This window comes from Burkholderia sp. LS-044, assembly GCF_004803625.1.
In the GTDB taxonomy this organism is placed as follows: Bacteria; Pseudomonadota; Gammaproteobacteria; order Burkholderiales; family Burkholderiaceae; genus Burkholderia; species Burkholderia cepacia.
In genome coordinates this window covers 188,809-214,488 of sequence record NZ_SSWO01000009.1, presented here as the reverse complement: position 1 = coordinate 214,488, position 25,680 = coordinate 188,809, and the positions used below count along the sequence as shown (strand labels likewise).

Sequence of the window (25,680 nt, the reverse complement as noted above, 5' to 3'; positions counted from 1 at the left end):
GCCGGGTGCGTGGCTCGAGTCCGATCAGTCATGAGGTGGGCCGGGCATCACGTATCCCGGCCACCCGCTCGCCCCCTGCCCTGCTACGCCTTTTTCGCGTAAGCGCCGCACCAGCCTTTCGCATTGACCTGCTTGCCGCCGAAAATGGTGCACGGCGCCGTGGCCGCACCGGTCTTGCCCTGGAAGAACTGGCAGTTCGCGCAGGCCTCGCCCGCCTGAAATTTCGGGAATTTCGCATGGTCGACCCGGCTTGCATCCGTCTTGTAGCCGAGGGCCTGGGCGTTTGCATCGGTTTCCTGCACGGCACCGGCCCCGGCATCTGCCGCGGCCGCGCGGCGCCCAACGGCCAGCGCGGATGCCAGAACGGTGGTGGCAGCAATAAAACGTCGGCGTGAAAACTTCATCTTGCCCTCCTCGATGTTTGCGTGGCCGGATGACCGGCATCCTCCGATGCCGCGAAGCCGCCCGGCGCACAACCGCGGCCCGTCACCGTACCCGTCGCGCTGCGACACGTTCATCCCCTGCGAACCGCCCTGCGAAGGAATCACCGAAAAAACAATTCCCGCATCCCGAACGTGTGATGCGCCTCGGCCGCCATCAGCACCATGAGCACCAGCAGGCACAGCGGCGGCACGAGAATCGCGTACACCAGCGCCAGCCGCTCCCACATCATGTGCATGAAGATCGACACGATCAGCCCGGCCTTGGCGATCATCAGCACGACGATCAGCACCCAGCGCAACAGGCCCTGCACGTTGAAATAGTCGACCAGGTACGACAACGTGCTCAGCACGAACAGCAGGCCCCAGATCTTCAGGTAGAGGCCGATCGGATGCTGCTGGCCGTGCGCGGCGTCGGGTCGATCGGCGGGATCGATATGGTCCATGGCCTGCCTCACCACAAATAGAACAGCGCGAAGATGAACACCCACACCAGGTCGACGAAGTGCCAGTACAGGCCGGCGATCTCGACGATCTGGAAGTTGCCGTGTTCGGTGAACCCCGGCTGCAGGATCTTGCGCGCGATCAGCAGCAGGTAGATCACGCCGCAGGTCACGTGAAAGCCGTGGAACCCGGTGATCGTGAAGAAGCACGCGCCGAACTGCGCCGCGCCCAGCGGATTGCCCCACGGGCGGATGCCTTCCCGGAAGATCAGGTTGCTCCATTCGAACGCCTGCAGCGACACGAAGGTGGCGCCCAGCAGCGCGGTCGCCAGCAGCAGCGCGGCGGCGGGCCTCGCGTTGCGCCGGTAGCCGAAGTTGACGGCCATCGCCATGGTGCCGCTGCTGCTGATCAGCGTGAACGTCATGATCGCAATCAGCAGCAACGGCACCTCCACGCCGCCCACGCTGAGCCCAAACACCTTCGCGGTATCGGGCCACGGCGCCGTGGTCGACATGCGCACCGTCATGTAGCCGATCAGGAAACTGCTGAAGACGAAGGTGTCCGACAGCAGGAAGATCCACATCATCGCCTTGCCCCACGGCACCTTGAAGGCTTCGCGATCGGCCGACCAGTCCGTGACGATGCCGCGCCAGCCGTCGGGCCGGGCGTCGGCGGATGACGCATCGGCAGGCGGAGCCGCGGGCGAACCGGCGGCGGATCCGGAGGGGGCCGTGGGCGCGGTCATGGCGCGGCTCCATACAGCGGCCCGCAGACGGCGGCGACGATCCCGGGGGTCAGCCACCACATCGCCGCCAGCAGCACGAGCCACACCGCGAGCAGGAAATGCCAGTAGAGCGCGCACAGATCGATGACGCGCCGGGCCCGGAACGGGTCCGCGCGCCGGAGCTGCGCGATCGTCACCGCCCACGCCGCCAGCCCGCCCAGCACATGCAATCCGTGCAGGCCGGTGAGCAGGTAGAGGAAGCTGTTCGACGGATTGACCGCAACGGTCTGCCCGCCAGCCGACAGCAGGTGCCAGGCGGTCAGTTGCCCGGCCACGAACACGGCCGCCAGCACGCCGCCGCACACGAGCCACGCGGTGCGGTGCAAGGTCAGTTGCCGGGCTCGCTGCATGGCGACGCTGGCCAGCGCCAGCGCGCCGGTGTTCCACCACAGCAGCGCCGGATGCGGGATCGGCTGCCAGTCGGGCTCGCGCATGCGCATCGCATAGGCGAGCAGCAGCAGCGAGAACAACGTCGTCGCGACCGCCATGAAGACGATCAAGCCGGTGCGGCCCGCATTCGGCAAGCCGGGTGGCGCGTCGTGAACGAAGGGGCGCGGCAGCGTGGTCATTCGTGGGCCTCGCCGGGGTGAAGCGCCGGGTGGGCCGGTTCAGGCACCGTCGCGGGCGGCTGGTTTTGCGGCACGAAATCTTCCTCTTGCCCCGGCGGACTGTATTCGTATGCCCAGCGGTAGACGACGGGAAGCGCCGCGCCCCAGTTGCCGTGCGCGGGCGGCGTTTGCGGCGTCTGCCATTCCAGCGTGGTGGCCCGCCACGGGTTGCCGTCGGCGCGCCGGCCGTGCACGAGGCTCCACGCGAGGTTGAACAGGAACAGCAACTGCGCGGCCGCGACGATCAGCGCGACGACGGTGATGAACGTGTTGAGCGTCTGCGCCGAATGCGGGATGAAGCTGTAGCCCTGGTACGCGTAATACCGCCGCGGCATGCCGAGGATGCCGAGATAGTGCATCGGGAAGTAGATCGCATAGGTGCCGACGAAGGTGATCCAGAAGTGCGCGCGCCCGAGCGTGTCGTCGAGCATGCGGCCCGTCACCTTCGGGTACCAGTGGTAGAGGCCGCCGAACACCACCAGGATCGGCGACACGGCCATCACCATATGGAAATGCGCGACCACGAAATACGTGTTCGACAGCGGGATGTCCACGCTCACGTTGCCGAGGTAGAGCCCGGTCAGCCCGCCCAGCACGAAGGTGCTGATGAAGCCGATGGCGAACAGCATCGGCACGGTCAGGTGGATATCGCCGCGCCACAGCGTCAGCACCCAGTTGTAGACCTTGAGGGCGGTCGGCACGGCGATGATGAGCGTGGTGGTGGCGAAGAAGAAGCCGAAGTACGGATTCATGCCGGCGATGAACATGTGGTGCGCCCAGACCACGAAGCTCAGCGCGCCGATGATGACGATGGCCCACACCATCATCCGGTAGCCGAAGATGCTCTTGCGCGCGTGCGTGCTGATCAGGTCCGATGCGATGCCGAAGGCCGGCAGCGCGACGATGTAGACCTCCGGATGCCCGAAGAACCAGAACAGGTGCTGGAACAGCAGCGGGCTGCCGCCGGCATGCGTGAGCGTCTGCCCCATCGACACCACGGCCGGCACGAAGAAGCTGGTGCCGAGCGTCCTGTCGAACAGCATCATCACCGCCGACACGAACAGCGCCGGAAATGCCAGCAGCGCCATGATGGTCGCGATGAAGATGCCCCACACCGTGAGCGGCATGCGCATCAGCGTCATGCCGCGCGTGCGTGCCTGCAGCGTGGTGGTCACGTAATTCAGGCCGCCCATCGTCGCCGCGACGATGAAGATCGCCAGCGACACGAGCATCAGCACGATGCCCCATTCGACGCCCGGCGTGCCCGGCAGGATGGCCTGCGGCGGATACAGCGTCCAGCCCGCGCCGGTCGGCCCGCCCGGCACGAAGAAGCTCGCCGCCAGCACCAGCACGGCCAGCAGGTAGACCCAGTAGCTCAGCATGTTGAGAAACGGGAACACCATGTCGCGCGCGCCGAGCATCAGCGGGATCAGGTAGTTGCCGAAGCCGCCCAGGAACAGCGCCGTCAGCAGGTAGATCACCATGATCATCCCGTGCATCGTGACGAACTGGTAGTAGTGGTTCGCGTCGATGAAGGCGAACTTGCCCGGAAAACCGAGCTGCAGCCGCATCAGGTCGGACAATACGAGGCCGACCAGCCCGATCGCGATGGCCGTCATCGCATATTGCACCGCGATGACCTTGTGGTCCTGGCTCCAGACATAGCGGGTCCAGAAGCTCTGCGGGGCGTGGTCGGTGTGCGCATAGGTCATGGTTTCTGCTCCGCTATTGCCTGGCCGCGGTACCGGCCGGAGGCGGCCCGCCTTGCGCCTCGATATACGCCACCAGTGCGGACAGTTCCTGGTCGCTCAGGTCGAAGCGCGGCATGATCGGCGAGAACCCCTTCACGACCCGCGCCGCCGGATTGCGGATGAACGCGCGCAGATAGGCCTCGTCCACCTGCGCGGTGCTGCCGTCGGCCATCGTTTCGGTCTTGCCGTACAGGCCCTTCCAGGTCGGGCCCACGAGCGGGCTGCCGTCCACGGTATGGCAGGCGACGCAGCCCTTGGCCGCCGCGAGCGTCTTGCCCAGTTCGGCGAGCGCGTGCGCGCTGCCGCCGGCAGCGGCGGGGGTTGCCTGCACGCGGGCGAGTTGCTGCCGCGCGAAGGTGGGCTGCTGCGCCAGCCAGCGCGAGAACGCGGCTTCGTCTTCCACGACCACCACGCCGCGCATGCCGGAGTGCCCGATCCCGCAGAGCTGCGCGCACAGGATGTCGTAGCGCCCTGCCTTGGTCGGCGTGAACCAGAAGGTGGTCACCATGCCCGGCACCATGTTCATCCGCGCCCGGAACGGCGGAACGTAGAAATCGTGCAGCACGTCGCGCGAGCGCGTCAGCACCTGGACCGGCCGGTTGAGCGGCAGGTGCACCTCGGGCGTCTCGATCAGGTAATTGTCGCGGCCGTTGGGGTCGGCGGGGTTCAGGCCGAACGGGTTGTCGTTACTGATGTAGCGCACGTCCGTCGTGCCCAGCTTGCCGCCGGGGCCCGCGAAGCGGAAGCGCCATTGCCATTGCTGGCCGAGCACTTCCATCTGCAGCACGTTGCGCGGCGGCCGGATGTAGTCCGCGTAGACGAACAGCCCCGGCGCCAGCAACGCCGCCACGCCGACGGCGGTCAGGCCGATCAGCCACCATTCCAGACGCCGGTTGTGCGGCTCGTAGGCCGCGCGATGCCCGCTGCGGTGGCGATAGCGCACCAGTGCGACGACGATGAACAGGTTGATGGCGATGAAGAATGCACCGGTGATGACGAGCGTGATCGTCAGCATGTCGTCCATGCGCACCCAGTTCGACGCGATCGGCGTGATCCACCACGGACTGGCAAAGTGAAACCCCACCGCCAACAGGATGATCAGGACCAGGGCAATCGCAAGGGCCATAGGCCGCCTCGCTGCATATCACTCGCCGGCGCCGCCGACGCCGGGTTCCGTGTCTCCCGCAAACGCCGGGTGGTCAGGCTCGGCGCGGCGGGAAACGCGATGTATCAGTCGTCCACGTTGTGCTTGCGCAATCGCTCCAGCCTGCCGTAAGTGATGGCCGCAACCACGCCGAACAACAGGTTGGCCAGCAACGGCCCGGCACCCCGCTCGGAGACGAACCACGGGAACACGGCCGTCATGACGTAGAAGTTCCACCCATACGCGACGATCCCGAACGCCAGCCCGATGGCGGCTTCCATGCCCACGCTCGAATCGAGGCGGAAAGGCGCCATGATCGCGGCGAGCATCACGCCCATGATCGCGCCGAGCACGTAGTGCAGCAGCAGCGCCATCGCGACGATTTCAAGGTTGAATTGCGTCATCTGGCCGAGCGCGCTGCGGCCCATCACCATCGCCGCGATCTTGTGTGTCGGTTGCCACGGGCTCGAGCCGAGCACGAGTGTCGACCAGACGAATTCCAGCGCGATCACCAGCGCACCGCCTGCGAGACCGGCCACGGCGGCGGCGACCCAGTCCGGCGTCCGACGCGCCCAATGGTGCGATTGCATGTGCAGTTCCATACGACCTCCTTGCCGACGCTTCGACGTCGGCGCTTCGGTTCCGAGGGCGTCACGCGCGTCGGGCCTGCGTCACTCGAGCGATTCGGAAGCAGGGTTGCCTGCGCAACGTGCGAACGCCCTTCTCCGCGCGCGGCCGTGCGCTCGACGAAATGCGTCGATGAACCCGGGTATCGGGCAGGCCGGCTTGCTGTCGCGCGTCAGGGGAAGATCGGTGTCGTGGGCTCGGCGCCTTCCAGGTCAGCCGTCGGAAAGTGCCTGGCGACCATCTCCTCGATTTCCTGCTCTCGCAATGCCGGCACATCGGCCATGATCAGGATCTGGCCTTCCTGTATGGCCTCGCGAAATCGCTGGAGTCGCGCGTTCGGCTCGGCAATGCCGATCATCGCGGCGGTCCACGCCCCGAAACCCGCTCCCGCCAGCGTCAATCCGACAACGGCGCCGCCTGCGATCACGAGTTCCGCCGGGGGAAATACCAGCGCGACGAGGCCGATCAGTGCGCCCGCGGCGCCGCCAAGCGCGACGCCGCGCTCGAGCGCATGCACGACATCGCTGCTTTGCAGCAACGATGCTTCGGGCAACTGATCGAGTGTGACGCTGTGATCGGCGAGGACGTGGATATGGCGCCAGATGATACGTGCGCGCAATAGATCGTCGACGATGGCCTTGGCCATCTGCGTATCGGGTACGAGGAAATAAAGGCGTCTCATGTTGGCACCCCTTTGTGCCGTCAACTACTCTTTCCATTCTATGTCAGCAATGGCAACGCAGTAGGTGCGCGTGGGCCAGCGACGGTGCAGCATCCGAAGCCGTTCGGCCCCGAGCGACGCTATCCGCGTTTGCGCAACGGCTCCAGCAAGTCCCGCAGGCCGTTGTGGTCGATTTCATGCATCAGCGCAAGCTGCCGGCCGATTTCGCCGCGCGGGAACCCTTCGCGGGCCAGCCAGTTGAGGTAAGGCCCGGGCAGGTCGGCAATGAGTCGGCCCTTGTACTTTCCAAAGGGCATGGTGACGGTGACGAGGTGTTCGAGATCTGGGGTCTGCATGCCGGTATTGTGCACGGCTTTCCGCTCATGTCGCAGGTCTAGCTGACACGCGACGCGGCAAACCCTCCGGCAACAGCCTCGCGGAAACGAGGCGCCGCAAACCGCCCGCGCCCCTTTTCTGGCCTGCTAGACTGAAATTTCCCCCTGCAAACGATGGAGGGAATCATGTTGTCCGTCTACGTCGTGAAGACCGGCGAGCAGTTCCTGTGCACCGCCGAGGATGGCGATATCGGCATGGCACCGGCGGTTGAAGATGCCACGTCGTTTCGTTCGTATGAGGAAGCGGAAATGGCGGCGCACATGCATGCCGACCCCGGATACGAAATCGTCGCTGTTTGCGTGCTCAGACACTGACATGGCGCCCGCTGCCGGGCGCCCGGTTTGTCGGCCTCCGGAAACTGCTTCGTCACGCGCGCGGTCGTCGTGGAATCGCACAAGACCGGTATCGGCTGATCCACGCCTGCGCCGCCCGAACCACGCGGCACATCCGACACCCGCCGGCCGCCGCGTCGAAGGCGGCGCGGCCGCTTAATCTCAAGCCCAATCTCAAGCACCGGCAGCCGTCGCATACGCCACGCATTGGCGCGCGAGCACGTCGGTCGGATCGACCAGCGTCGCACGCACACCGTTCGGCGCGACATATTCGCGGCCCGGCAGCAGGATCGGCAGCTCGGTACAGCCGAGAACGATCACGTCGACGCCGTCGGCAATCAGCGCGTCGACGGCGGCGCCGATGTCCGCTTTGCACTGGCCGGTCGTAAAGCCGGCCTTGACACCCCGCTCTCCGTAGATCGCTTCCATCACGCGCGCCTGCAGTGTCGGCGCCGGCGCGACCTGTCGGAATCCATACGATTCGAGCGCCTTTTCGTATACGCCGCTTTCGATCGTGCCCGACGTTGCCAGCACGCCGACATCGCGCAGCCCCGGATACGCATCGCGCAGATGGGCGGCCGTCACGGTCAGCATGTTTACGATCGGAATGCCGAGGTGCGGTTGAACCCGCTCGACAAACGCATGCGCGGTATTGCACGGAATCGCGATGAGATCCGCCTCCCCGTCCTCGAGCCGCCTGCACGTCGCATACAGCGAGATCGTGGGGTCGGTACCGTCGCCGACGAGGTTCGCCGTGCGGTCCGGGATCTGCGGATTCTGTTCGACCAGCAGCTTGATGTGCTCCTGGTCGCGCGAAGCCGGCGTGTTTCGAACGATCTTGTCCAGGAAGTCCACCGTCGCGGCCGGCCCGACGCCACCGACGACCCCGATCTTGAATACCGGGGCACGGGCCGCGCATCGGGTCGAAACCGCGTACTGCGCATACGCGAGATTCGAATCGATCAGCGGTATCCGCAGCGGCCCGATTTCGTCCGCCACGAGCGCAATCTCCGTCAGCCCCGGAACGATGACCTGCGCGCCCTGGTCCGCCAGATCCTCGCATGCGTCGCGCAGCAGCTCGACCGGCCGGCCGCGAAGATTACCGCGCTTGATGCCGTCCGCCCCGTAGATCGCCTCGGTGACGGGATCGACATCGCCGCGCGGCCGCGGATGGACGATCTCGAACTGCGGCGCCGGGAAATACCGTTCGAACAGCCCGTCGGCCCGCACATGGTCCGAAGCCAGCACGCCGATGCGTATGGCGCCGGGATACGTGCGCTGCACGTGGCTGCGAACGGCTTCGACGATGTCCACGATCGGCAGGCGCGTATTGGCCTTCAGTTCGTCGATGAAGGTGTGGCTCAGGAAGCACGGCAGCACCACGGTCGTCACGCCGCGTTTCTCGAACGCGCGGATCATGTCGAACACGTACAGCTTGCGCGCCGTCGTCGCCGCGCTGCCCGAACCCGCCCCCCTGAACGGGTGCTGCTCGAAGATCAGGTCGACGTGATCCTCGTCGGACGACGCGGGCGTCGCCCTCACCAGCTTGAAGAACACGTCGGCGCTTCCCAGCGGCCCGAGGCCGCCGACCACGCCGAACGTCCGTCCCGTGCCTGCGATGTCCCGGTGCGTCATGCGTTCAGCTCCCGCGAATCGAACGCGGCGCTGTCCGGCTGCGCGGCGCGCGCGCCCTCCCACTTCGCGATCACGGCCGTCGCCACGCTGTTGCCGATCACGTTCGTCATCGTGCGGCCCATGTCGAGCACCTGGTCGATCGCCAGGATCATGGCCACGCCGGCCGCCGGCAAATGGAACATCGGCGCGACGGCCGCGACGACGACCACCGATCCGCGCGGTACGCTCGCCATGCCCTTGCTGCTCAACATCAGGATCAGCAGCATGAACACCTGCTGCGAAAGCGGCATGTGCACGCCGAACGCCTGTGCGATGAAGAGGGCCGCAAACGCCTGATACATCATCGAGCCGTCCAGGTTGAATGCATAACCGAGCGGCAGCGTGAAACCGACAACCTTCTTGTCGACACCGAACTTCTCGAGCTGCTCGGTCAGGCGCGGATACGCCGCTTCGCTGCTGGCGGTCGAGAACGCGATCAACGCGGGTTCGCGCACGGCCCTCAGCAACGCGCCGACGCGCCGCCCGAGAAACAGGTATCCGGCGCCGATCAGGATCGTCCAGAGGACGAGCAGCCCGAGATAAAACGCGCCGATCAGCTTGCCGTACGTGTAGATCACGTCGAGCCCGCGCAGCGCGACGGACGACGCAATCGCACCGAAGACACCGAGCGGCGCCGCGCGCATCACGTAGTTCGTCAGGCGCAACATCACCGGCACCATGCCGTCGATCGACCGGATGACGATGCCGACACGCGGATCGTGCTTCAGCGCGCTCAGCGCGATGCCGAGAAAGACGGAGAAAACGAGAATCTGCAGGATGTCGTTGCGCGCCATCGCGTCGAGCAGGCTGGTCGGAAACGCGTGCGTGATCACGTCCCTGGCGTTCAGTGCCGCGGTATTCAGGCCGAGGTTGGCCTCGCCCGCGGGTTCCGTCAGGTTCAGGCCGGCGCCGGGCTGCAACGCGTTGGCCATGACGAGGCCGAGGCCCAGCGAAACCAGCGATGCGCAGACGAACCACGCAACCGAGCGCAATCCGATGCGCCCGACGTCTTCGCCGCTGTCCATGCCGGCCAGGCCGGAAACGAGCGTCACGAACACGAGCGGCGCAATGATCATCTTGATCAGCCGAAGAAAGATGTCCGTCACGATCGAGAAATACCCTGCGACCGTCTTGAGCGTGCCCGGGTCCGCGATGCTCGTGTGACACGCATAGCCGGCGGCGACGCCGAGGACCATGCCGATTGCGATGCTTGAGGTAAGCCGATTTTTCATGTCCATCCGTCCTTGGGTGACGCCCGACCGCCGGCAGGCGACGGGCCGCGCGACGCGGGCCACGCGTCACATTTGTCGTTGGAACGAATGGTAGGGATGGCAGAACAGACCATGATGCCGATGCATCATGGCGGTATGCGAGACTCGCATAAGGCGGGAAAACCCTAGCCGCGCCGCGACGGTTCGGCGTGCAGATGCTGCCAGAGCGTCTCCAGGAACTCGCTGCGATTGGACGCGTCGCGATAGACGCGCAGCTCGATTTCGAGGTTCCATGCCGCCGGCCCGGCCGGCACGAGTTCGCCGGCCGCCAGCTCGGCGGCGATCGCACTCCGCGGCAGCCACGCCACGCCTTCGCCTTCCATCACGAGCTTTTTCAGCACTTCGGCCATGTCGGATTCATAGTGCAGCTGCAACGCCGGCGCATCCGGAGCGCGATCGAGCAGCAACGCGAGGCAGCGCCCGAAGTAGCTGGTGTCCGTATAGGAGATCAGCGGCAGCGGGTGCTGCTTCGTCCCGGGAAGGCGAAATGCGGGCGCCGACCGGCGGTTGGGCCGGCAGGCCGGCATCAACGTGTCGAGGCCGACCGTCACGTGTTCGTACCTGACCGGATCCAGATGGAGCGGCAGCTCCGGATGGTGATAGGCGAACATCAGCTCGCAGTTGCCGTTGACGAGCATCAGGATCGAATCGTGGACATTCGTCGGAACGACGCGTGCCCGAACCTCGCCGAAATGCGGCGCAAGCGCCTTGAGCCAGGACGGCAGGAAATTCAGCGCAATCGTATGGCCCGCCGCGATCTGCAGGCTCTTGCCCGCGATGCGCTGCTCGGTGCGGATGATCGCGCGTGTGTCGAACAGGCGGCTGAGGACGTCTTCCGCCGTCTCGCGAAACAGCCGCCCTGCCGGCGTCAGGACCGGCGGAAAACTGCTGCGGTCGATCAGTTCGGCGCCGATCCATTGCTCAAGCGACTGGATGCGACGGCTGAAACCCGACTGCGTGACGTTGCGGAACTCCGCCGCCCGGGAAAAGCTTTGATATTGAGCGAGGGCGATGAAATCCTCGATCCACTTGATTTCCATGTTTGCCTTGGAGGTCTGCAACCGGATCGACTTGCTGCCGACCGGGGGCACGGCGCTGATCGACCGGGCGCATCGTAACGGAAGGCACGGCGGTCGTCATGCCGACGACCGCCGCGGAACGCGCGAAAGACATGGACAGGGTACAGGATCGGGAAACCCGGCGGTCGTACGCTCCGCGTTCGGTCCGGCGCCGGCTGTCCCGGTTCGCCATGATCGACGCGGAGCGCGACGGCAGCGGAGCCGGCATCGGCTGCCGCGCGCGATCAACCTTGATCATCATGGCGGTGATGCGGCCGCGAGCCGGCCGCCTTCGCCGGTCCGCTCGCGGCCCCCACCCGCTACTTCTGCAGCAGGATCTCCACGCGTCGATTGCTCGCCCGCCCTTCGGCGGTCTCGTTGGAGCCCACCGGATCGGCCTCCCCCTTTCCGGTGGCCGTCACGGAATCCGCGTTCACGCCATGCTCGCGCAAATACGACCCGACCGCCTCCGCGCGACGCTGCGACAGCGCCAGATTGTGCGCATCCGAGCCGACCGAGTCGGTATAGCCGGTCACCTTCACCAACGAGAAATGCCGGTCCGCCTGACGGCTCAGCAGTGCGTCGAGCGAAGCGCGGGCGGCGGGCGTCAGCGTTGCGGAGTCGGTCGCGAAATACGTATCGCCGGTCAGGCTGACCTTTTCCGCGGCGGCCGGTGCCGCCGCCACCGGCGCCGGAAGCGGCGCGGGTGCCGCGCCGCACTGGAACTCGATCGACCGCGGATCCGCGCCGTCGCGGAACGGCGCCTCCGAATCGACCAGTCGAACCGGCTGCGTGTCGCACATGCGCGTCGCGACCTTCATGCAGGTCTTTTCGCTCGACAGGATGCCGTGACAATCGACGCGAAACGTCCGCACGCCGTTTCTCGGCTGCAGTTCGTATGCATTGAACGTCGGACCGGACGCGCTCGAGCAGGCGGCCAGGGAGACCACGGACACGAGCAGGGCAAGAGAAGTTTTCTTCACTGATTCACTCCCGAAAATCGGTTCGATATCGCGCATGCGGCACGGCAGTGCGGCCGCATGCGGATGCGTTCTCGTTCAGCGCGAACCGTTCCGGCGCTGCACGCCGGAGCGGTTCGCTGCGCACGGATCACTTCCACTGATACAACATACCCGCGCCGACCACGCGCTGACTGCCGGCGAAACCGCCGTTCAGCGTCGCCTTCAGGTTCTCCGTGAGGCGCGCCTGCATGCCGACGGCCATCGCCTTCTGGCCGAGGAAGCTCGCCGTACCGACCCCCATCGCGAAGTTCGAGTCGCGGTCCATGTGCGGGATCGACGCCATGGCGGCCGTCGCGGCAATCCCGTCGCGCGCCATCGAATCGGTCTGCTGGATCTGCTGCTGGATCTGCGTGAGCTGGTTGTTGACCGTGTTCAGCGATTGCGTGAACTGGTTCGATACCGCGTTCAGCTGGTTCACGTTGACCGCGTCGGTGCCCTGCGTGCCGGCCGCGACGTTGACGACCTGGCGCGCCGACTCCGCCGAGCCGACCGCGACGACGTTCGAGCGCCCGCCGTCGTTGCTGCCCGTGCCGATCGCGGTCGACCCGTTGCCCGTTGCGGTCGAGCCGACGCCGATCGCGGTCGATCCGTTGCCGGACGCCAGCGACCCGTTGCCGACCGCCGTGCTGTTCGAGCCCGATGCGACCGCGCCCGAGCCGCCCGCCGACGAATTCGGCCCCGTCGAGCCCGGCGGCACGTTCGTGCCGGTCGGGTTCGTCGTGTACGACCCGCCGAGGTTGGACGTGCGCTGGGTGATCAGCGTCGTCAACTGGTTGGCGACCGAGTCGAGCTGCGACACGTTGACCGCATCGGTGCCGCTCTTGCCGGCCGCGAGGCCGGTGATCTGCCGGTTGCCGATGTTGATTTCGCCGGCCGACGACTGCGGACTGCTCAGGCCGTACGCGATGTAGTTCGTCTGCGCGCCGACGGTGGTCAGCGAACCCGAACCGAGCGCGATGCTGTTCGCGAGCGTCGCCGACGCACCGGCCCCGAACGCGAGCGCATCGGTTGCCGTGGCGTGCGCGCCCGAACCGAGGGCGACGCTGCCGACGCTCGCCGCGACCGCGTTGGCGCCCTGCGCGACCGACTGCGCGCCGGTGGCCGTCGCGCCGCTGCCGAGCGCCATCGCATCGGCCTGCGCGGCGCTTGCCGCCTGGCCGATCGCGACGCCGCCCGGCGCGGTGGCATCGACGATCGCACCGTTGCCGATCCCCACGCCGTTGTCGCCGTTGACCACCGTCGTCGGGCCGACCGCGACCGACTCCGCGCCGACCGCGAGCGAATCGACAGCCGTCGAGTTCGCGTGGAAGTACTTCGTCGTCGTGACCGCGAACGACTGCAGCGCGCCGGCCAGCTGCCGCACGGTCACCGCGTCCTGCTGGCCGGTGCCGTCCGCGACGTTGGTGATCTGGCGATACGTCTTGCTCGTCGCGTCGCCGACCGATACCGCGCCCAGCAGCGTCTGGTCGGTCGTGTTGAACGGAATCGACGCGCTGCCGTTGCGGATGGTCCCCGACGCCGGCACCGTCGCGCGATCGGACACCGACCCGGCGCCGAGCGCGATACTGCCGTCCACCTTCGCGACCGCGTTCGGGCCGATCGCGACACTGTCGAGCCCGAGCGCCTGGCTGTCCGGCGCCGTGGAGTTCGCGTGGAAATACTTGATGCCGTGCGCGTTGATGTTGTCGATCGCCGAACCGACGTTGTTGTTGACCGTCGTCGAACCGTCGCTGTTGTACGTCACGTACGAAGGCGCGGAGATCGTGCCGGTCGTCGGATCGTAGGTGGCCCCGCCGCCGATCGCGCCGGCCGTGCTGTTGCCGAGATTGCCGTTGTTCGACGCGATCGAGCTGAGGCCGGTCGACAGCGAACCGATGCCCGTCGACGTCGCGGTGGAAAGCGACGTCAGGTTGCTGTTCGTGCTCGACAGGCCGGTGGACAGCGAACCGACGGTCGTCGAGGTCGACGTCGACAGCGACGAAATCGAGCTGGTCGTCGAGCTGAGGCCGGTGGACAACGAGCCGATGCTCGTCGACGTCGCGGTGGACAGCGATGTCACGGTGCTGTTGGTCGTGCTCAGGCCGGTGGACAGCGAAGCGACGCCGGTCGAGGTCGACGTGGACAACGACGTGACCGCGCTGTTCGTCGAACTCAGGCCGGTGGACAGCGAGCTGATGCCCGTCGATGTCGAAGTCGACAGCGACGTGACCGTGCTGTTGGTCGAACTCAGGCCGGTGGACAGCGAGCTGATGCCCGTCGACGTCGACGTGGACAGCGACGTGACCGAGCTGTTGGTCGAACTCAGGCCGGTCGACAACGAGCTGATACCCGTCGACGTCGAAGTCGACAGCGAAGCCACCGAGCTGTTGGTCGAGCTCAGGCCGGTCGAAGTCGACGTGGACAGTGAAGAAATCGCGCTGTTGGCCGACGACAACCCGGTCGACGTGGACGTCGACAATGACGTCACGGTGCTGTTGGTCGAACTCAAGCCCGTGGACAACGAGGTAATGCCGGTCGACGTCGACGTGGACAGCGACGAAATCGCGCTGTTGGCCGACGACAGGCCGGTCGACGTGGAGGTCGACAACGAAGTCACCGAGCTGTTGGTCGAACTCAAGCCCGTGGACAGCGAGGTAATGCCGGTCGACGTCGACGTGGACAGCGACGTGATCGCACTGTTGGTCGACGACAGGCCGGTCGATGTGGAGGTCGACAATGACGTCACCGAGCTATTGGTCGAACTCAAGCCCGTGGACAGCGAGGTAATGCCGGTCGATGTCGACGTGGACAGCGACGTGATCGCGCTATTGGCCGACGACAGGCCGGTCGACGTGGACGTCGACAACGAAGTCACCGAGCTGTTGGTCGAACTCAACCCCGTCGACAATGACGACACCCCCGTCGACAACGAACTGACGCTCGACGCGGTCGACGTCGACAGCGAATTCACCGCCTGGTTCGTCGCATCGAGCTGCGACCCGTTGATCGCATCCGTGCTCGCCGAATTGATGCGTCCGGCCGCGACGTTGGTGATCTGGCGCTCGGTGCCCGCCGCACCGACGCTGACGACGCTGGTCGGGTTGGTGCCGTTGAAGTTGTAGGTGACGCCGCCGATCACCGCACTGGCCGTCGGATTCGGCGCGGCCGTCGTCGACCCGGAACCGAGCGCGACGTCGTTTGCATTGTTCGCCACGGCCGACGCGCCGAATGCCACCGCACCGGCTGCCGCTGCCGTCGACGTATTGCCGAGCGCGAGCGAGCCCGTGCCCTGCGCGAGGTTCGAATTGCCGATCGCAACCGCGCCGTCGCCGTTCGCGGTGTTGTTCGAACCCATCGTGACCGCGCCGGTGCCGATCGCGGTGCTCGGGTCGCCGATCGCCACCGCGCCGTTGCCGCTGACCGTCTGACCCAGGCCGAGCGCGACCGCCCCGACGCCGCTCAACACCTTCGAGCTGTTGCCGCCTGCGATCGACCCCGCGCCTGCCGCGGCCGCGACCGAATTGCTGTCGCCGATCGCCACGGTGGACGCCGCGGCCGCGACACTGTTGATGCCGATGGCCGTCGCATTCGTGGCCGACGCCGTCGCACCGGGCCCCAGGGCGGTGGCCGAGATGCCGCTGCCGAGCGCGAGATTGCCGAGCGCGACCGCAAACTGCTGTGTCGCGGTCGACTGCACACCCATCGCGATCGAACTGACGCCCGACGCATTTGCGCTCAGGCCGTACGCCATTGCCTGATCGGCACCGGCCGTCGTCTTCGAACCCAGCGCGATCGAACTGACGCCAAGCGACTGCGTGCCCGAGCCCGGTACGCCGGCCGTCCCGCCCCAGCCGATCGCGATCGACGACCCGCCCTTCGCGCCGCTGTTGACGCCCATCGCGATACCCGAATTGCCGCTCGCCAGCGCACCGCTGCCGACGGCCACGGCGGCCGCGCCGGAACCCGTCGACTGGTTGCCGAGCGCGACGGCGCCCGTGTCGGTAGCATGCGACGCATAGCCGAGCGAAACGCTCTGGGCCCCGACCGCGCTCGCACCGAGACCCACCGCAGCCGCATACTGGCCGGACGCCAGCGCATTGTTGCCGAGGCCGACGGCGGACACGCCGGTCGCCGCCGCGCCGCTGCCCATCGCCACCGCACCGCTTTGGGTCGCGCTCGACAGATTGCCGACCGCCACCGAATATGCGCCCGAACCGATCGCCTGCACGCCGAGCGATGCACTGTTGACGCCGGTCGCCTGCGCGTTGATGCCGACGGCCGTCGAACCGTCTGCCATCGCATGCGCGCCCGGCCCCAGCGCCGTGGCGGAAACGCCTGCTGCCGTCGACAGGTTGCCCAGCGCGGTCGAGTTCTGCTGCGCGGCACTCGACCCGACGCCGATCGAGATCGACGTCACGCCGCCGGTCGCGGAACCGCCGTCAGGCGCGTATTGCGCGTGCGCCCCCGCATGGAACAACGCAAGATACGTGGACGCCATCAGCACGGCCAGCCGTCGCGGCGACGGCGCCGAAAGCAGGCCCGCGCGTCGCGCGGCGCCCTCGTTCGCCGCATGCTCGCGCGGGCCGCTCGCCGACGCGACACGCTTGCCGCGCGCACGGTCAAGCTCGGAAGCCGCAACCCAGGCCCCCAGTGCTTCGTTCCAGATCGACTTGAACGACTTGTTCATCTTGTGTTCCCTCGGTTCTCATGTGCTGGATGACGCGGCAGCGAACACGACGGCAGGCGATGACGCATCGGCCTGCCCCCTCGTCCGTGCCGCGACGCTTCGCGATTCACTTTGGATGGCTAACTAAACGATCGAACAACACTGCTCGGTAATCGCGATCGCGCGGGCGATCGCACGACTGCACGCCGCACGCGTGCATCGGCACGCGGCGCGGCGGCACTCGCCGGTTATCGGTTCATCGAAGCCGATGTCGCGCGAAAGACGGCAACGCGCGACCCCGCGCATCGCGAATCCGCATGCGCGCGCCGTCGCGCCGAGCCGGCGGCGACCTCGAATTTCATGGGAAGGCGTCGTTCAGACGCCGGATGGACGGATGCCGACCCGAACCCCGGGGCGGCCCGTCACGATTCATTCAGGAGGAGGATGACGCCGAGTAGTCCCCGGGTATGAAGCATGCGCACCCGGTTCGCTCGAACCGGTGCGTTGACCTGCCATGCCTGTCGCGTTCATGTTTTTCGTGCCCGCCTGATTCGAGAACGCGCTGCGCGATCGCACCCGGACGGATCAGACCGCCGGGCTGCGCGCGCAGCCGCTCACTTTCTCCGCCGGCAGTCAAACGCTTTTCCGGATTTCCGGAAATAGCGCCTGACTTGCCGAACGCCCCCGCATCGATTTAATCGGTCGAATTTTCTTGACGATTTTTTTGGTCGATGCGTCACACCCTGACCAACCTCACAATCTTTCCGCTTATCTTGTATACGCACTCATTCGGAAAATTATGAAATTTGTATTACCCTCGTGCCAATTTTCTTGTCCGTCATCGCATTCCCACATCCTGAGAATTGCCATCATTCGATGTCACATTGAATATCGCGTCATCTGAATAGGGCAGCGGCAGGAATTCTTGCAAAACCGTTCCCCTCGAAGAACCGATTCCAGCCGCGCCGGGGCTAGTGTGCGGTCATCCGTTCAAACGCATCTTTTCTGGAGCGGAAAAAAACTTTTCCCGAGCGGACGGTATTTACATTCATACATTCACGCCAGAAATCCGGTTTTCATCCGGATAAATCTTGACCACCCCGCAAAAAGACATTAATCGGGCGAGCGTCGATTCAGTGCATCAACTTCACACTGAAAGGCATCGTCTCTCGACACAACTCGCTCGAATTCATTCTGCGGGCCAATTCGATTCGTCAACCGATAAAATCCGGAAATAAAGACCGATATTAAAAATGCAATTCGGCATGTTTTTCCACTCCGATTCCATTCGGCGGAACGCCGGTGCCGAAACCGCGCGGCGCCCCGCCGAATATGCCCACACGGGCCGCACGGAATCCTCACAATCGGTACTGTTGTCGACATATAATTTTTCGCAACAATCGCGCTGAAAGCGAAGCTTTCAATCCGACCGACCACCCTTCCACCGCGTCCGCCACCATGTCATCCCGCTCGTCCAGCCCGGCGTCGCTTCGCTCCACGCCGGATCTCGCCGACGCCCATATTCTTGTCGTCGACGATCGCCCGAACGACCTGCGGCTCCTGACCGAAATCCTGCGGGCCGCGCGGTGCCGGATCAGCGTCGCGTTCGACGGGCTGCAGGCGTATCACCGCGCCCAGGCGATCGCGCCCGACCTGATCCTGATGGATGTCCGCATGCCGCGCATGGACGGCTTCGCCGCGTGCCGGCTGCTGGCGTCGACGCCGTCGACGCAGTCCATCCCGGTCATCATCCTCACGGCCGCGGGCGATCTCGAGGATCGCATCGCGGGGCTCGAAACCGGCGCGATCGACTACATCGTCAAGCCGTTCGAGCCGACCGAAGTGCTGGTCCGGATCCGCAACCACCTGAAGCGCGCGCGGCGCAGCCAGCCGTTCGCGCACCTGCCCGAGATGCCCGACAACCCGGAGGCGGCCCTCGTGCGCGCGGCGGCCGAGGTGCTACTGCGCGACCTGCGCCATCCGCCGGCGCTCGAGGATCTCGCCCGGCAGGTCGGCACGCACGAAAAGCGGCTGTCGCGCGTGTTCCGCGACCAGCTCGGCCTGACCGTGTTCGAGTACCTGCGCGACACGCGCCTGCGCGCCGCGATGCATTTCCTCGCGGAGACGTCGATGGGGATCGGCGACATCGCCGAGGAAATCGGCTTTTCCACGCCCGGCAATTTTGCGACGGCGTTCCGCGAACGCTTCGGCATCACGCCGTCCGACTGGCGGCGCCAGCGCCATGCGGTCAACGCACCGCCCACACCCGGCGGGCATCATCCCGATGTGTAGTCGCGACGCGGCTTGGGCGGCCGGATGGCGCACGGTGCTGCTGCTTCTGATCGCACTGGCCGTCACCTGCGCGACGGCCCGCGCGGCAGCGACGCCGAACCCCGCGCAACTGGAAGCCGTGTCGGTGTTCGAGGACGCGAGCACGACGATGACCGCCGAACAGGTCGCCGCGCGCGTTGCCGATCGGCCGCACGATGCGTCCACGACGACAGCGCCCTCGTTCAACATCGAGTTTTCGCGGTCGGCATGGTGGGTCAGTGCGACGCTGGTCAACCGTGACAGCGCCGCTCGGCCGCTGGTGCTGGCGATTCGCGACGCGCGCGTCGACCATGCCGACTTCTATGTCGGCCGGAACGGCCGGTGGACGCTCGACGGCCGCTTCCCGGCCGCCGATGCCGGCGGCGATGCGGCCGGGCCGCCGTCGCGCTACCCGACGCTCGACGTCACGCTGCCCGCCGGCGCAAGCATCCCCGTGCTGATCCGCGTCACGTCGCGCAAGGAGATGCGGCTCGCGCCGGCGGCATTCACCCGTGCGGCATGGGATGCGCTGGAACGGCGCGCGACGATGTGGGACTTCGGTTTCTTCGGCGGGCTGCTCGCGCTCGTGTGGTGCGCGCTGCTGATCGGGTTCTTTTCGCGCAGCGGCATGTTCTACGTACTGGCCGGGCTTGCGCTGGGCACGACGCTGTTCGAAGCGGCCTACCGCGGTTATACGGCGATGGCGCTGCCGCCCGCGCTGCGCGAGTGGTCGGCGCGCGGCGAAATCATCTTCGTGTACCTCGCGATCGCCTGCTTCATCGTCTTCATCCTGACAGTCGCCCGGCGCGAACAGGCCAGGCTGCCGTTGCGCGCGGTCTACATGGCATTCCTCGCGCTCGAGTTCGTCGGCGTGGCCGGCGCCGCTTGCGGCGACCTGCTGACCTTCACGTGGTTCTGCCTGCGGCTGAACGCGGCGCTGGGGATCGTCAACATCAGCCTCGCGCTGTGGCTCGCCGTCCGCCGCACGCCGACCGGCCGCGTGATGCTGATCGCGATCGCGTTCGCCACCTTCAACATGCTGATCCGCGTGCTCGACGGCATCGACGCGTTGCCGCCGGTGCTGTCCTGGCTCAAGTCCGACATCTATCCGAACCCCGTCATCGCGATCGTCGGGCTTGCCACGCACCTGCTGGTGCTGGCCGCGTGGATCCACCACGTGGGCCGTCAGCGCACCGAGGCGCGCAAGCGGCTCGAACACTGGCAGCTCACCGAACAGGATCGCCTGCGCGACGAAGTCGCACGGCGCACGCTCGCGCTCAACGACGCGCTCCAGCAGGTCACGACGCACATGCAGCAGAAGATCGAGACGCTCGGCTACGTCAGCCACGACCTGCGCGCGCCGCTGTCGACGATCAACGGCTACGCGAAGCTGCTGCTGCAAGGCGCGACGCGCGGCCAGGCACGGCTGATCCGCTCGATCGACCGCAGCATCCGCTACCAGCTCACGCTGATCGACGAACTCCTTGCGTTCACGAAGGCCGAGCTGCAGCCGCTCGGCGTGTCGCCGGACGTGACCGACCTGCCCGGCCTGCTCGACGACATCGGCCACTATGCTTTCGCGCTGTGCGCGCAGCAGGACAACCGGTTCGTGTACCGGCCGGCCAGCCCGCTGCCGCGCACGATGTCGGTCGACGGGATGCGGCTGCAGCAGGTGCTGCTGAACCTGCTGTCCAACGCATCGAAGTTCACGCGCGACGGCACGGTCACGTTGTCGGTGCATGCGTCGCGCGAAGGCGACGCATGGCGCCTGTTGTTCGAGGTCGCCGATACGGGCATCGGCATCGACGTCAGCGGCACCCGCGACATCTTTCGCGCGTACCAGCAGGTACAGGCCGTCAACGGGGGCACCGGGCTCGGCCTGTTCATCGCGCAGCGCATCGTCGGCGCGATGGGCGGCGAGCTGGCCGTCGCGAGCCAGCCCGGCGTCGGCACGTCGTTCTCGTTCGCGATCGTCGCGCCGGCCGTCGGGCACGTGCTCGTGCCGGCATCGGAGCTCGTGCGGCGGTTTCATGCGGCGGACGAGGTCGTGCCGGGCGGCACCGCGCCCGCGATGGGCTGCCCGCCCGACGATGCACTCGACGCGCTGATCCGGCTTGCCGGCAACGGGCAGCTCACCGATATCGAGGAATGGCTCGGCCAGTACGCGAACGAACAGGATTACGCGGCCTTCGTGCAGGAGGTGCGCGAGCATCTCGATACGCTGGACCTGCATGCGATCGAGAAGCTGGCCGGTACGCTGAAACGCGCACGCCACGCGGCGGCGACGGATGACGCGGAGACGGACGCGGCCGGGCCGGCTTGATCGCGCGGACGGGACATCGCCGGCACCGCGTCAGGCCCGCGTTCCGGATTCCGCCGCGCCGATCGTCCAGCCCGCGACGCGATCGCTTCGCCAGCCGCGCCCCCGCTCGCGCTTTCCGATACGCGCCCCGTCGAGCACCCGGCACGCACACGTTTGCGCGCTGCACCGCGCCCACTTGGATTGCATCCGGGCCTCGATTTCTTCGACGACCTGCCGTTAACCCGGGTTTCAGCGCAGCCCGGTTCATCGCGCCGGGCCTCCCCCTGCGAGCGCCAGCATGTCCGCATCCACCTCCATCGAGAAAATCGCCGACTGGGCAGGACGAAACCATCTTGTCGTCGGCGCGCTGGGCACCCTGATGTCGCTCGCGGCGATCGGCATCAGCGCGGCCACGCTCTGGGCCACGAGAAGCGAAGTCGTCGAGCACGCGCACGAAACCTCGCGCAACGTCGCCGCCGTGCTGGTCAGCGAGATCGCGCGAACCGTCGAAACGTCCAACAACGCGCTGATCGCGCTCTCCGCCGATCTCGGCAAGCCGGAGGTGCGACGCATGGACGCCGGGCTGCGGCACGACCTGCTGTTCCAGCGCGCGGCCGCGCAATACGTGACGGGGATGGGCGTGACGGACCGGGACGGCCGGCTGATCGACGCGTGCTGCGGCCCGTCCCATCACTGGAACTTCGGCGATCGCGACTATTTCAAGGTCCATCGCGACTCGCCGAACGTCGGCCTTTACGTGTCGGAGGCGTATCGCGCGCGCTCGCGCGGCGGCACGGAATCGATCGCGCTCTCCCGGCGCATCGAACGACCGGACCACACGTTCAACGGCATCGCGGTGGTCGCGATCGACCTCGCCTATTTCGATCAGCTGCTGTCGCGGCTGGACGTCGGGCCGCACGGCATCAGCGCGATCGTGCGCGCGGACGGCACTATCCTCGCCCGCAACCCTTCGCTGAACGATCACCAGATGGTTCGCCTGCGCCGCTCGAAAGCCTTCGATCGCATGCTGAACCAGGATTCGGGCTTCTACGCGGCGCATTCGCGCATCGACGGAACGCTGCGGCTCTATACGTTCCAGCGGGTGCCCGGCACACCGCTGATCGCCGTCGTCGCGCCGGCCGAAGCCGACGTGCTGGCCGGTTTCATCCGGATGTCGTGGTCGGTCGGCGTGTCGGCGTCGCTCCTCTGCGCGCTCTTCTGCGCGGTCGTCTGGCTGCTCGCGTTCGCGTTGCGGGACAACCTTCGCAAGCAGACGCTGCTCACCGACCTCACGCGCACCGATCCGCTGACCGGCCTGCACAACCGCCGCGCGCTCGACGTCGCGCTGGCCGACGAATGGGAACGGCTCCAGCGCGGCCACGACGGCAGCCTGTCGGTGCTGTTCATCGATGCCGACCACTTCAAGCAGTACAACGACCGATACGGGCACGCACGCGGCGACACGGCGCTCCGGTTCCTCGCCGCATGCATCCGTGCCCATACGCAGCGGCGCGGCGACCTCGCCGCGCGTTACGGCGGCGAAGAGTTCGTCGCGGTGCTGCCCGACACCGACGAACGCGGTGCCGCGAAGGTCGCGGAGGCGATTCGCCGCGAGGTCGAACACAACCGGCTCGACGGGTTCGCGGAACCCGTTCCGCCGTTCACCGTCAGCATCGGCTGCGCGACCGGCCATCGCGCACGCCCCGCCTCCGTGCACGCGCTGTCGCATCAGGCGGACATGGCGCTTTACCGCGCGAAGCGCGAAGGCCGAAACCGGGTGTGTTGCGCGGAAACGGAGCCGTCCGCGCGCTCGGCATGACGGCCACGGGTCGAGTCGCGGCTCCGGGCCGCGGGCTGCACACAAACGATTGCCCCGGGCCACTGCCCCGTCATGGGTCGTTGCGGCAACAGGGATCGTTGTTCGATATCGAGGCCGCCGGACTTTCCATCCACGCGTATGGCCGGCGCGTAGCGGCACGCCGCTACATATCCGTCTCGGATGCGTAAAAAATGGCATCCGAGATGTTCAGTATCGTGAATTAACCAGATAGTGGGAATTTTCGCGCACGGAGTACGACACGCAACAAATCCTTAACGGCCGCGTAACGAATCGTCACCACAATTCGCCATCTTTGACCATCAGGATGGAGTCTTGCATGTTTGCGTCACGAAGCCGTTTCCCGCTGCATGTCGCCGCGCTGTCGAGCGCGATCGTTCTCGCCGCGTGCGGCGGCGGCGACGATGTCGCCTCGACCACCCCGACCAGCGCGGCCATGCCGGCGCCGCCGGCCGATCCCGGTTTCGTCGACAGTGCGCCGGTTCCGGGCGTGCCCGCCTTCGTCGACAACGTCGCGACCAACCAGCGCGGCGACGCGCGCTACGCCACGCTGTCGACGAACGCCGCGGTGCGCGTGGTCAGCCGCTTCCTCGACCTGTGGCAGCCGTCGACGATGCTCGTCGATGCGGGCGTGAGCGCGCCGGCCAACGGCGCGTTTCCGGCCATTTCGCCGTCGACCTGCACGGGGCTGCCCGGCAACGGCACGCCGTGCGGCACGATCCTGAACGACGCGGTGCTGCGGGCGAACGTGCAATACGTGGTCAACGCGACGACCGCGCGCACGCCGCAGCAAGCCGACGCCGCGTACTACGACGACCGGCGCGGCAAGGGCTACAGCGTGACCGACGGCATGGGGCCGCTCACTTCCGCATGGCGCACGGCCGCGCAGCAGACGACCAGCATCACCAGCGTGCCGGCCGACGCGACGACCGTCCTGTACAACGACACGGGCAACAACGTGGGCGTGGGCGGCAGCGCGAACGCGAGCTTCGGGAAAGTCGTCGACCTGCTCAACGAGATGGGCAACAACGCGTCGACCGAACCCGCGAAACGCTTCTACAAGTATGCGCGACCGTACCGCTGGAGCACGGGTGTCGTCGTCGCCCCCACGCTCGTGCCCGCGGAAAGCACGACGCCCGCGACCGACGGCGGGTTCATCAGCGGCCACCAGGCGGAAGCGATGCGCGACGCCGTGACGATGGCGTGGCTCGTGCCGGAGCGCTACCAGGAAATGGTCAGCCGCGGCCTCGAACTCGGCGAGAACCGCATCCTCGCCGGCATGCACTCGCCGCTCGACGTGATCGGCGGGCGCATGCTCGCGCTGGCGATCAGCGCGGCCAATCTCGCGGCGTACGCGAACGACGCGCAGGCCGCCTACGGGCAGGCGCACCAGACGCTGCAGCAGTTCACCGGCACGACCGGTTCGACGTTCGCGGCATTCGCACGGTCGGGCACGACGGCGACCGACCGCTTCGCCGATTACGCGACGAACAAGGCGGCCTTCGCGCGCCGCATGACCTACGGCTTCGGCGCGCTCGACGCGACCGGCGCGCCGCCGGTCGTGCCGAAGGGGGCGGAGATCCTGCTGCAGACGCGTTTCCCGTACCTGGGCGCGGATCAGCGGCGCGTCGTGCTGAAGACCACCGAATTGCCGTCCGGCTACCCGGTGATGGACGATGCGGAAGGCTGGGGCCGGCTGAACCTGTTCGCCGCCGCCGACGGTTACGGCGCATTCAACGGCAACGTGATCGTCGCGATGGATGCGTCGAAGGGCGGCCTCAACGCCGCCGACCTGTGGCGCAACAACATCACGGGCACCGGCAAGCTGACGCTGCAAGGCAGCGGCGCGCTGACGCTCGCGGGCAACAACAGCTATACGGGCGGCACGCAGGTCAGCGGCGGCACGCTCGCCGCGGCGTCCGCGACGGCGTTCGGCAACGGCGACGTGTATGTCGGCGCCGGCGGCGGCATCCGGATCGCGGCGGGTGCGCCCGTCACGATCGCGACGCGCTATACGCAGCTCGACAACACGACGCTCGAACTCGACATCGACGGCAACGGCGGCGGCCGCCTGCGCGTGGGCGGCGCGTTCACCGTCGCGGGCGGCACGCTGCACGTGAAGTTCGTGAACGGTTATGCGCCGAAGGCCGGCGACACCATCGCGCTGATCGACGCGGCAGCGGGCGCGGCGAAATTCTCGACGGTGACCGTCGACGGCTTCAAGGCGACGCCGGTCTATACGGCGACGGGGGTGTCGATCGTGCTGTCGGCGGCGTAACCGGCACAGCGATCGATCCGTGCGACGTCGCCTCCGACCGGCGGCGACGTCCATGCGAAACGACCGTACGCCGCCTCCCGCTCGTTCCGACGAAGT

19 protein-coding genes are annotated in these 25,680 nt (G+C 66.9%); 5 read left to right on the top strand and 14 right to left on the bottom strand.

The annotated features are described in order from the left end of the window. Positions 1 to 83 precede the first annotated feature (83 nt). From E9536_RS23675 to E9536_RS23635, 9 genes are all read right to left on the bottom strand, one after another. The gene (locus E9536_RS23675; protein WP_027792793.1) at positions 84 to 404 is read right to left on the bottom strand and encodes a high-potential iron-sulfur protein; all 321 of its coding nucleotides are present in this window, start codon (positions 402 to 404) and stop codon (positions 84 to 86) included. A gap of 140 nt (positions 405 to 544) precedes the next feature. Continuing rightward, positions 545 to 886: a cytochrome C oxidase subunit IV family protein gene (locus tag E9536_RS23670; protein ID WP_136470893.1), complete on the bottom strand. Its 342-nt coding sequence runs from the start codon at positions 884 to 886 to the stop codon at positions 545 to 547. An 8-nt stretch (positions 887 to 894) separates the two neighbouring features. Continuing rightward, positions 895 to 1,629, bottom strand: coding sequence for a heme-copper oxidase subunit III family protein (locus tag E9536_RS23665; RefSeq protein ID WP_136470891.1), 735 nt, complete (start codon positions 1,627 to 1,629; stop codon positions 895 to 897). After that, positions 1,626 to 2,237 carry a cytochrome c oxidase subunit 3 gene (locus tag E9536_RS23660; protein ID WP_119336402.1) on the bottom strand — a complete coding sequence of 204 codons (612 nt, stop codon included), beginning with the start codon at positions 2,235 to 2,237 and terminating at the stop codon, positions 1,626 to 1,628. The genes E9536_RS23665 and E9536_RS23660 overlap by 4 nt, the downstream gene beginning before the upstream one ends. Next, on the bottom strand, positions 2,234 to 3,988 hold the full coding sequence (ctaD, locus tag E9536_RS23655) for a cytochrome c oxidase subunit I (protein ID WP_136470889.1): 1,755 nt from the start codon (positions 3,986 to 3,988) through the stop codon (positions 2,234 to 2,236). The genes E9536_RS23660 and ctaD overlap by 4 nt, the downstream gene beginning before the upstream one ends. A 13-nt stretch (positions 3,989 to 4,001) precedes the next feature. Continuing rightward, a complete protein-coding gene (locus E9536_RS23650; RefSeq protein ID WP_136470887.1) occupies positions 4,002 to 5,153 on the bottom strand; it encodes a c-type cytochrome in 1,152 nt (383 codons plus the stop codon). Positions 5,154 to 5,257: 104 nt separating this feature from the next. Continuing rightward, positions 5,258 to 5,773, bottom strand: a complete 516-nt coding sequence (locus tag E9536_RS23645) for a hypothetical protein (protein WP_027792799.1) — start codon at positions 5,771 to 5,773, stop codon at positions 5,258 to 5,260. Positions 5,774 to 5,970: 197 nt separating this feature from the next. Beyond that, on the bottom strand, positions 5,971 to 6,480 hold the full coding sequence (locus E9536_RS23640; RefSeq protein WP_027792800.1) for a hypothetical protein: 510 nt from the start codon (positions 6,478 to 6,480) through the stop codon (positions 5,971 to 5,973). A 119-nt stretch (positions 6,481 to 6,599) separates the two neighbouring features. After that, the gene (locus E9536_RS23635; protein ID WP_027792801.1) at positions 6,600 to 6,815 is read right to left on the bottom strand and encodes a DUF3820 family protein; all 216 of its coding nucleotides are present in this window, start codon (positions 6,813 to 6,815) and stop codon (positions 6,600 to 6,602) included. 165 nt (positions 6,816 to 6,980) lie between these two features. Between E9536_RS23635 and E9536_RS23630 the strand changes: the two genes are divergently transcribed. After that, positions 6,981 to 7,169: a hypothetical protein gene (locus E9536_RS23630; protein WP_027792802.1), complete on the top strand. Its 189-nt coding sequence runs from the start codon at positions 6,981 to 6,983 to the stop codon at positions 7,167 to 7,169. Positions 7,170 to 7,361: 192 nt separating this feature from the next. Here E9536_RS23630 and E9536_RS23625 read toward each other — a convergent pair whose 3' ends face one another. The 5 genes from E9536_RS23625 to E9536_RS23605 form a co-directional block, all read right to left on the bottom strand. After that, positions 7,362 to 8,822: an amino acid racemase gene (locus E9536_RS23625; RefSeq protein ID WP_136470885.1), complete on the bottom strand. Its 1,461-nt coding sequence runs from the start codon at positions 8,820 to 8,822 to the stop codon at positions 7,362 to 7,364. Further along, the gene (locus E9536_RS23620; RefSeq protein WP_136470883.1) at positions 8,819 to 10,093 is read right to left on the bottom strand and encodes a dicarboxylate/amino acid:cation symporter; all 1,275 of its coding nucleotides are present in this window, start codon (positions 10,091 to 10,093) and stop codon (positions 8,819 to 8,821) included. Before E9536_RS23620 ends, E9536_RS23625 begins: the two co-directional genes overlap by 4 nt. Positions 10,094 to 10,257: 164 nt before the next feature. Then, a complete protein-coding gene (locus E9536_RS23615) occupies positions 10,258 to 11,172 on the bottom strand; it encodes a LysR substrate-binding domain-containing protein (protein ID WP_027792805.1) in 915 nt (304 codons plus the stop codon). Between the two features lie 338 nt (positions 11,173 to 11,510). Further along, positions 11,511 to 12,173 (bottom strand): OmpA family protein, encoded by a 663-nt coding sequence (locus E9536_RS23610; RefSeq protein ID WP_027792806.1) that lies wholly within the window; start codon positions 12,171 to 12,173, stop codon positions 11,511 to 11,513. Between the two features lie 127 nt (positions 12,174 to 12,300). Continuing rightward, on the bottom strand, positions 12,301 to 16,878 hold the full coding sequence (locus E9536_RS23605) for a YadA-like family protein (protein WP_136470881.1): 4,578 nt from the start codon (positions 16,876 to 16,878) through the stop codon (positions 12,301 to 12,303). Between the two features lie 1,437 nt (positions 16,879 to 18,315). On the opposite strand from E9536_RS23605, the gene E9536_RS23600 reads away from it, so the two are divergent. From E9536_RS23600 to E9536_RS23585, 4 genes are all read left to right on the top strand, one after another. After that, entirely contained in the window at positions 18,316 to 19,149 is an 834-nt protein-coding gene (locus tag E9536_RS23600; RefSeq protein ID WP_136470879.1) for a response regulator, read from the top strand. Then, positions 19,142 to 21,490 carry a sensor histidine kinase gene (locus E9536_RS23595; protein ID WP_136470877.1) on the top strand — a complete coding sequence of 783 codons (2,349 nt, stop codon included), beginning with the start codon at positions 19,142 to 19,144 and terminating at the stop codon, positions 21,488 to 21,490. The genes E9536_RS23600 and E9536_RS23595 overlap by 8 nt, the downstream gene beginning before the upstream one ends. A 277-nt stretch (positions 21,491 to 21,767) precedes the next feature. Further along, a complete protein-coding gene (locus E9536_RS23590; RefSeq protein WP_059699496.1) occupies positions 21,768 to 23,288 on the top strand; it encodes a sensor domain-containing diguanylate cyclase in 1,521 nt (506 codons plus the stop codon). A gap of 337 nt (positions 23,289 to 23,625) precedes the next feature. After that, positions 23,626 to 25,584: a phosphatase PAP2 family protein gene (locus E9536_RS23585; RefSeq protein WP_136470875.1), complete on the top strand. Its 1,959-nt coding sequence runs from the start codon at positions 23,626 to 23,628 to the stop codon at positions 25,582 to 25,584. Positions 25,585 to 25,680 lie beyond the last annotated feature (96 nt).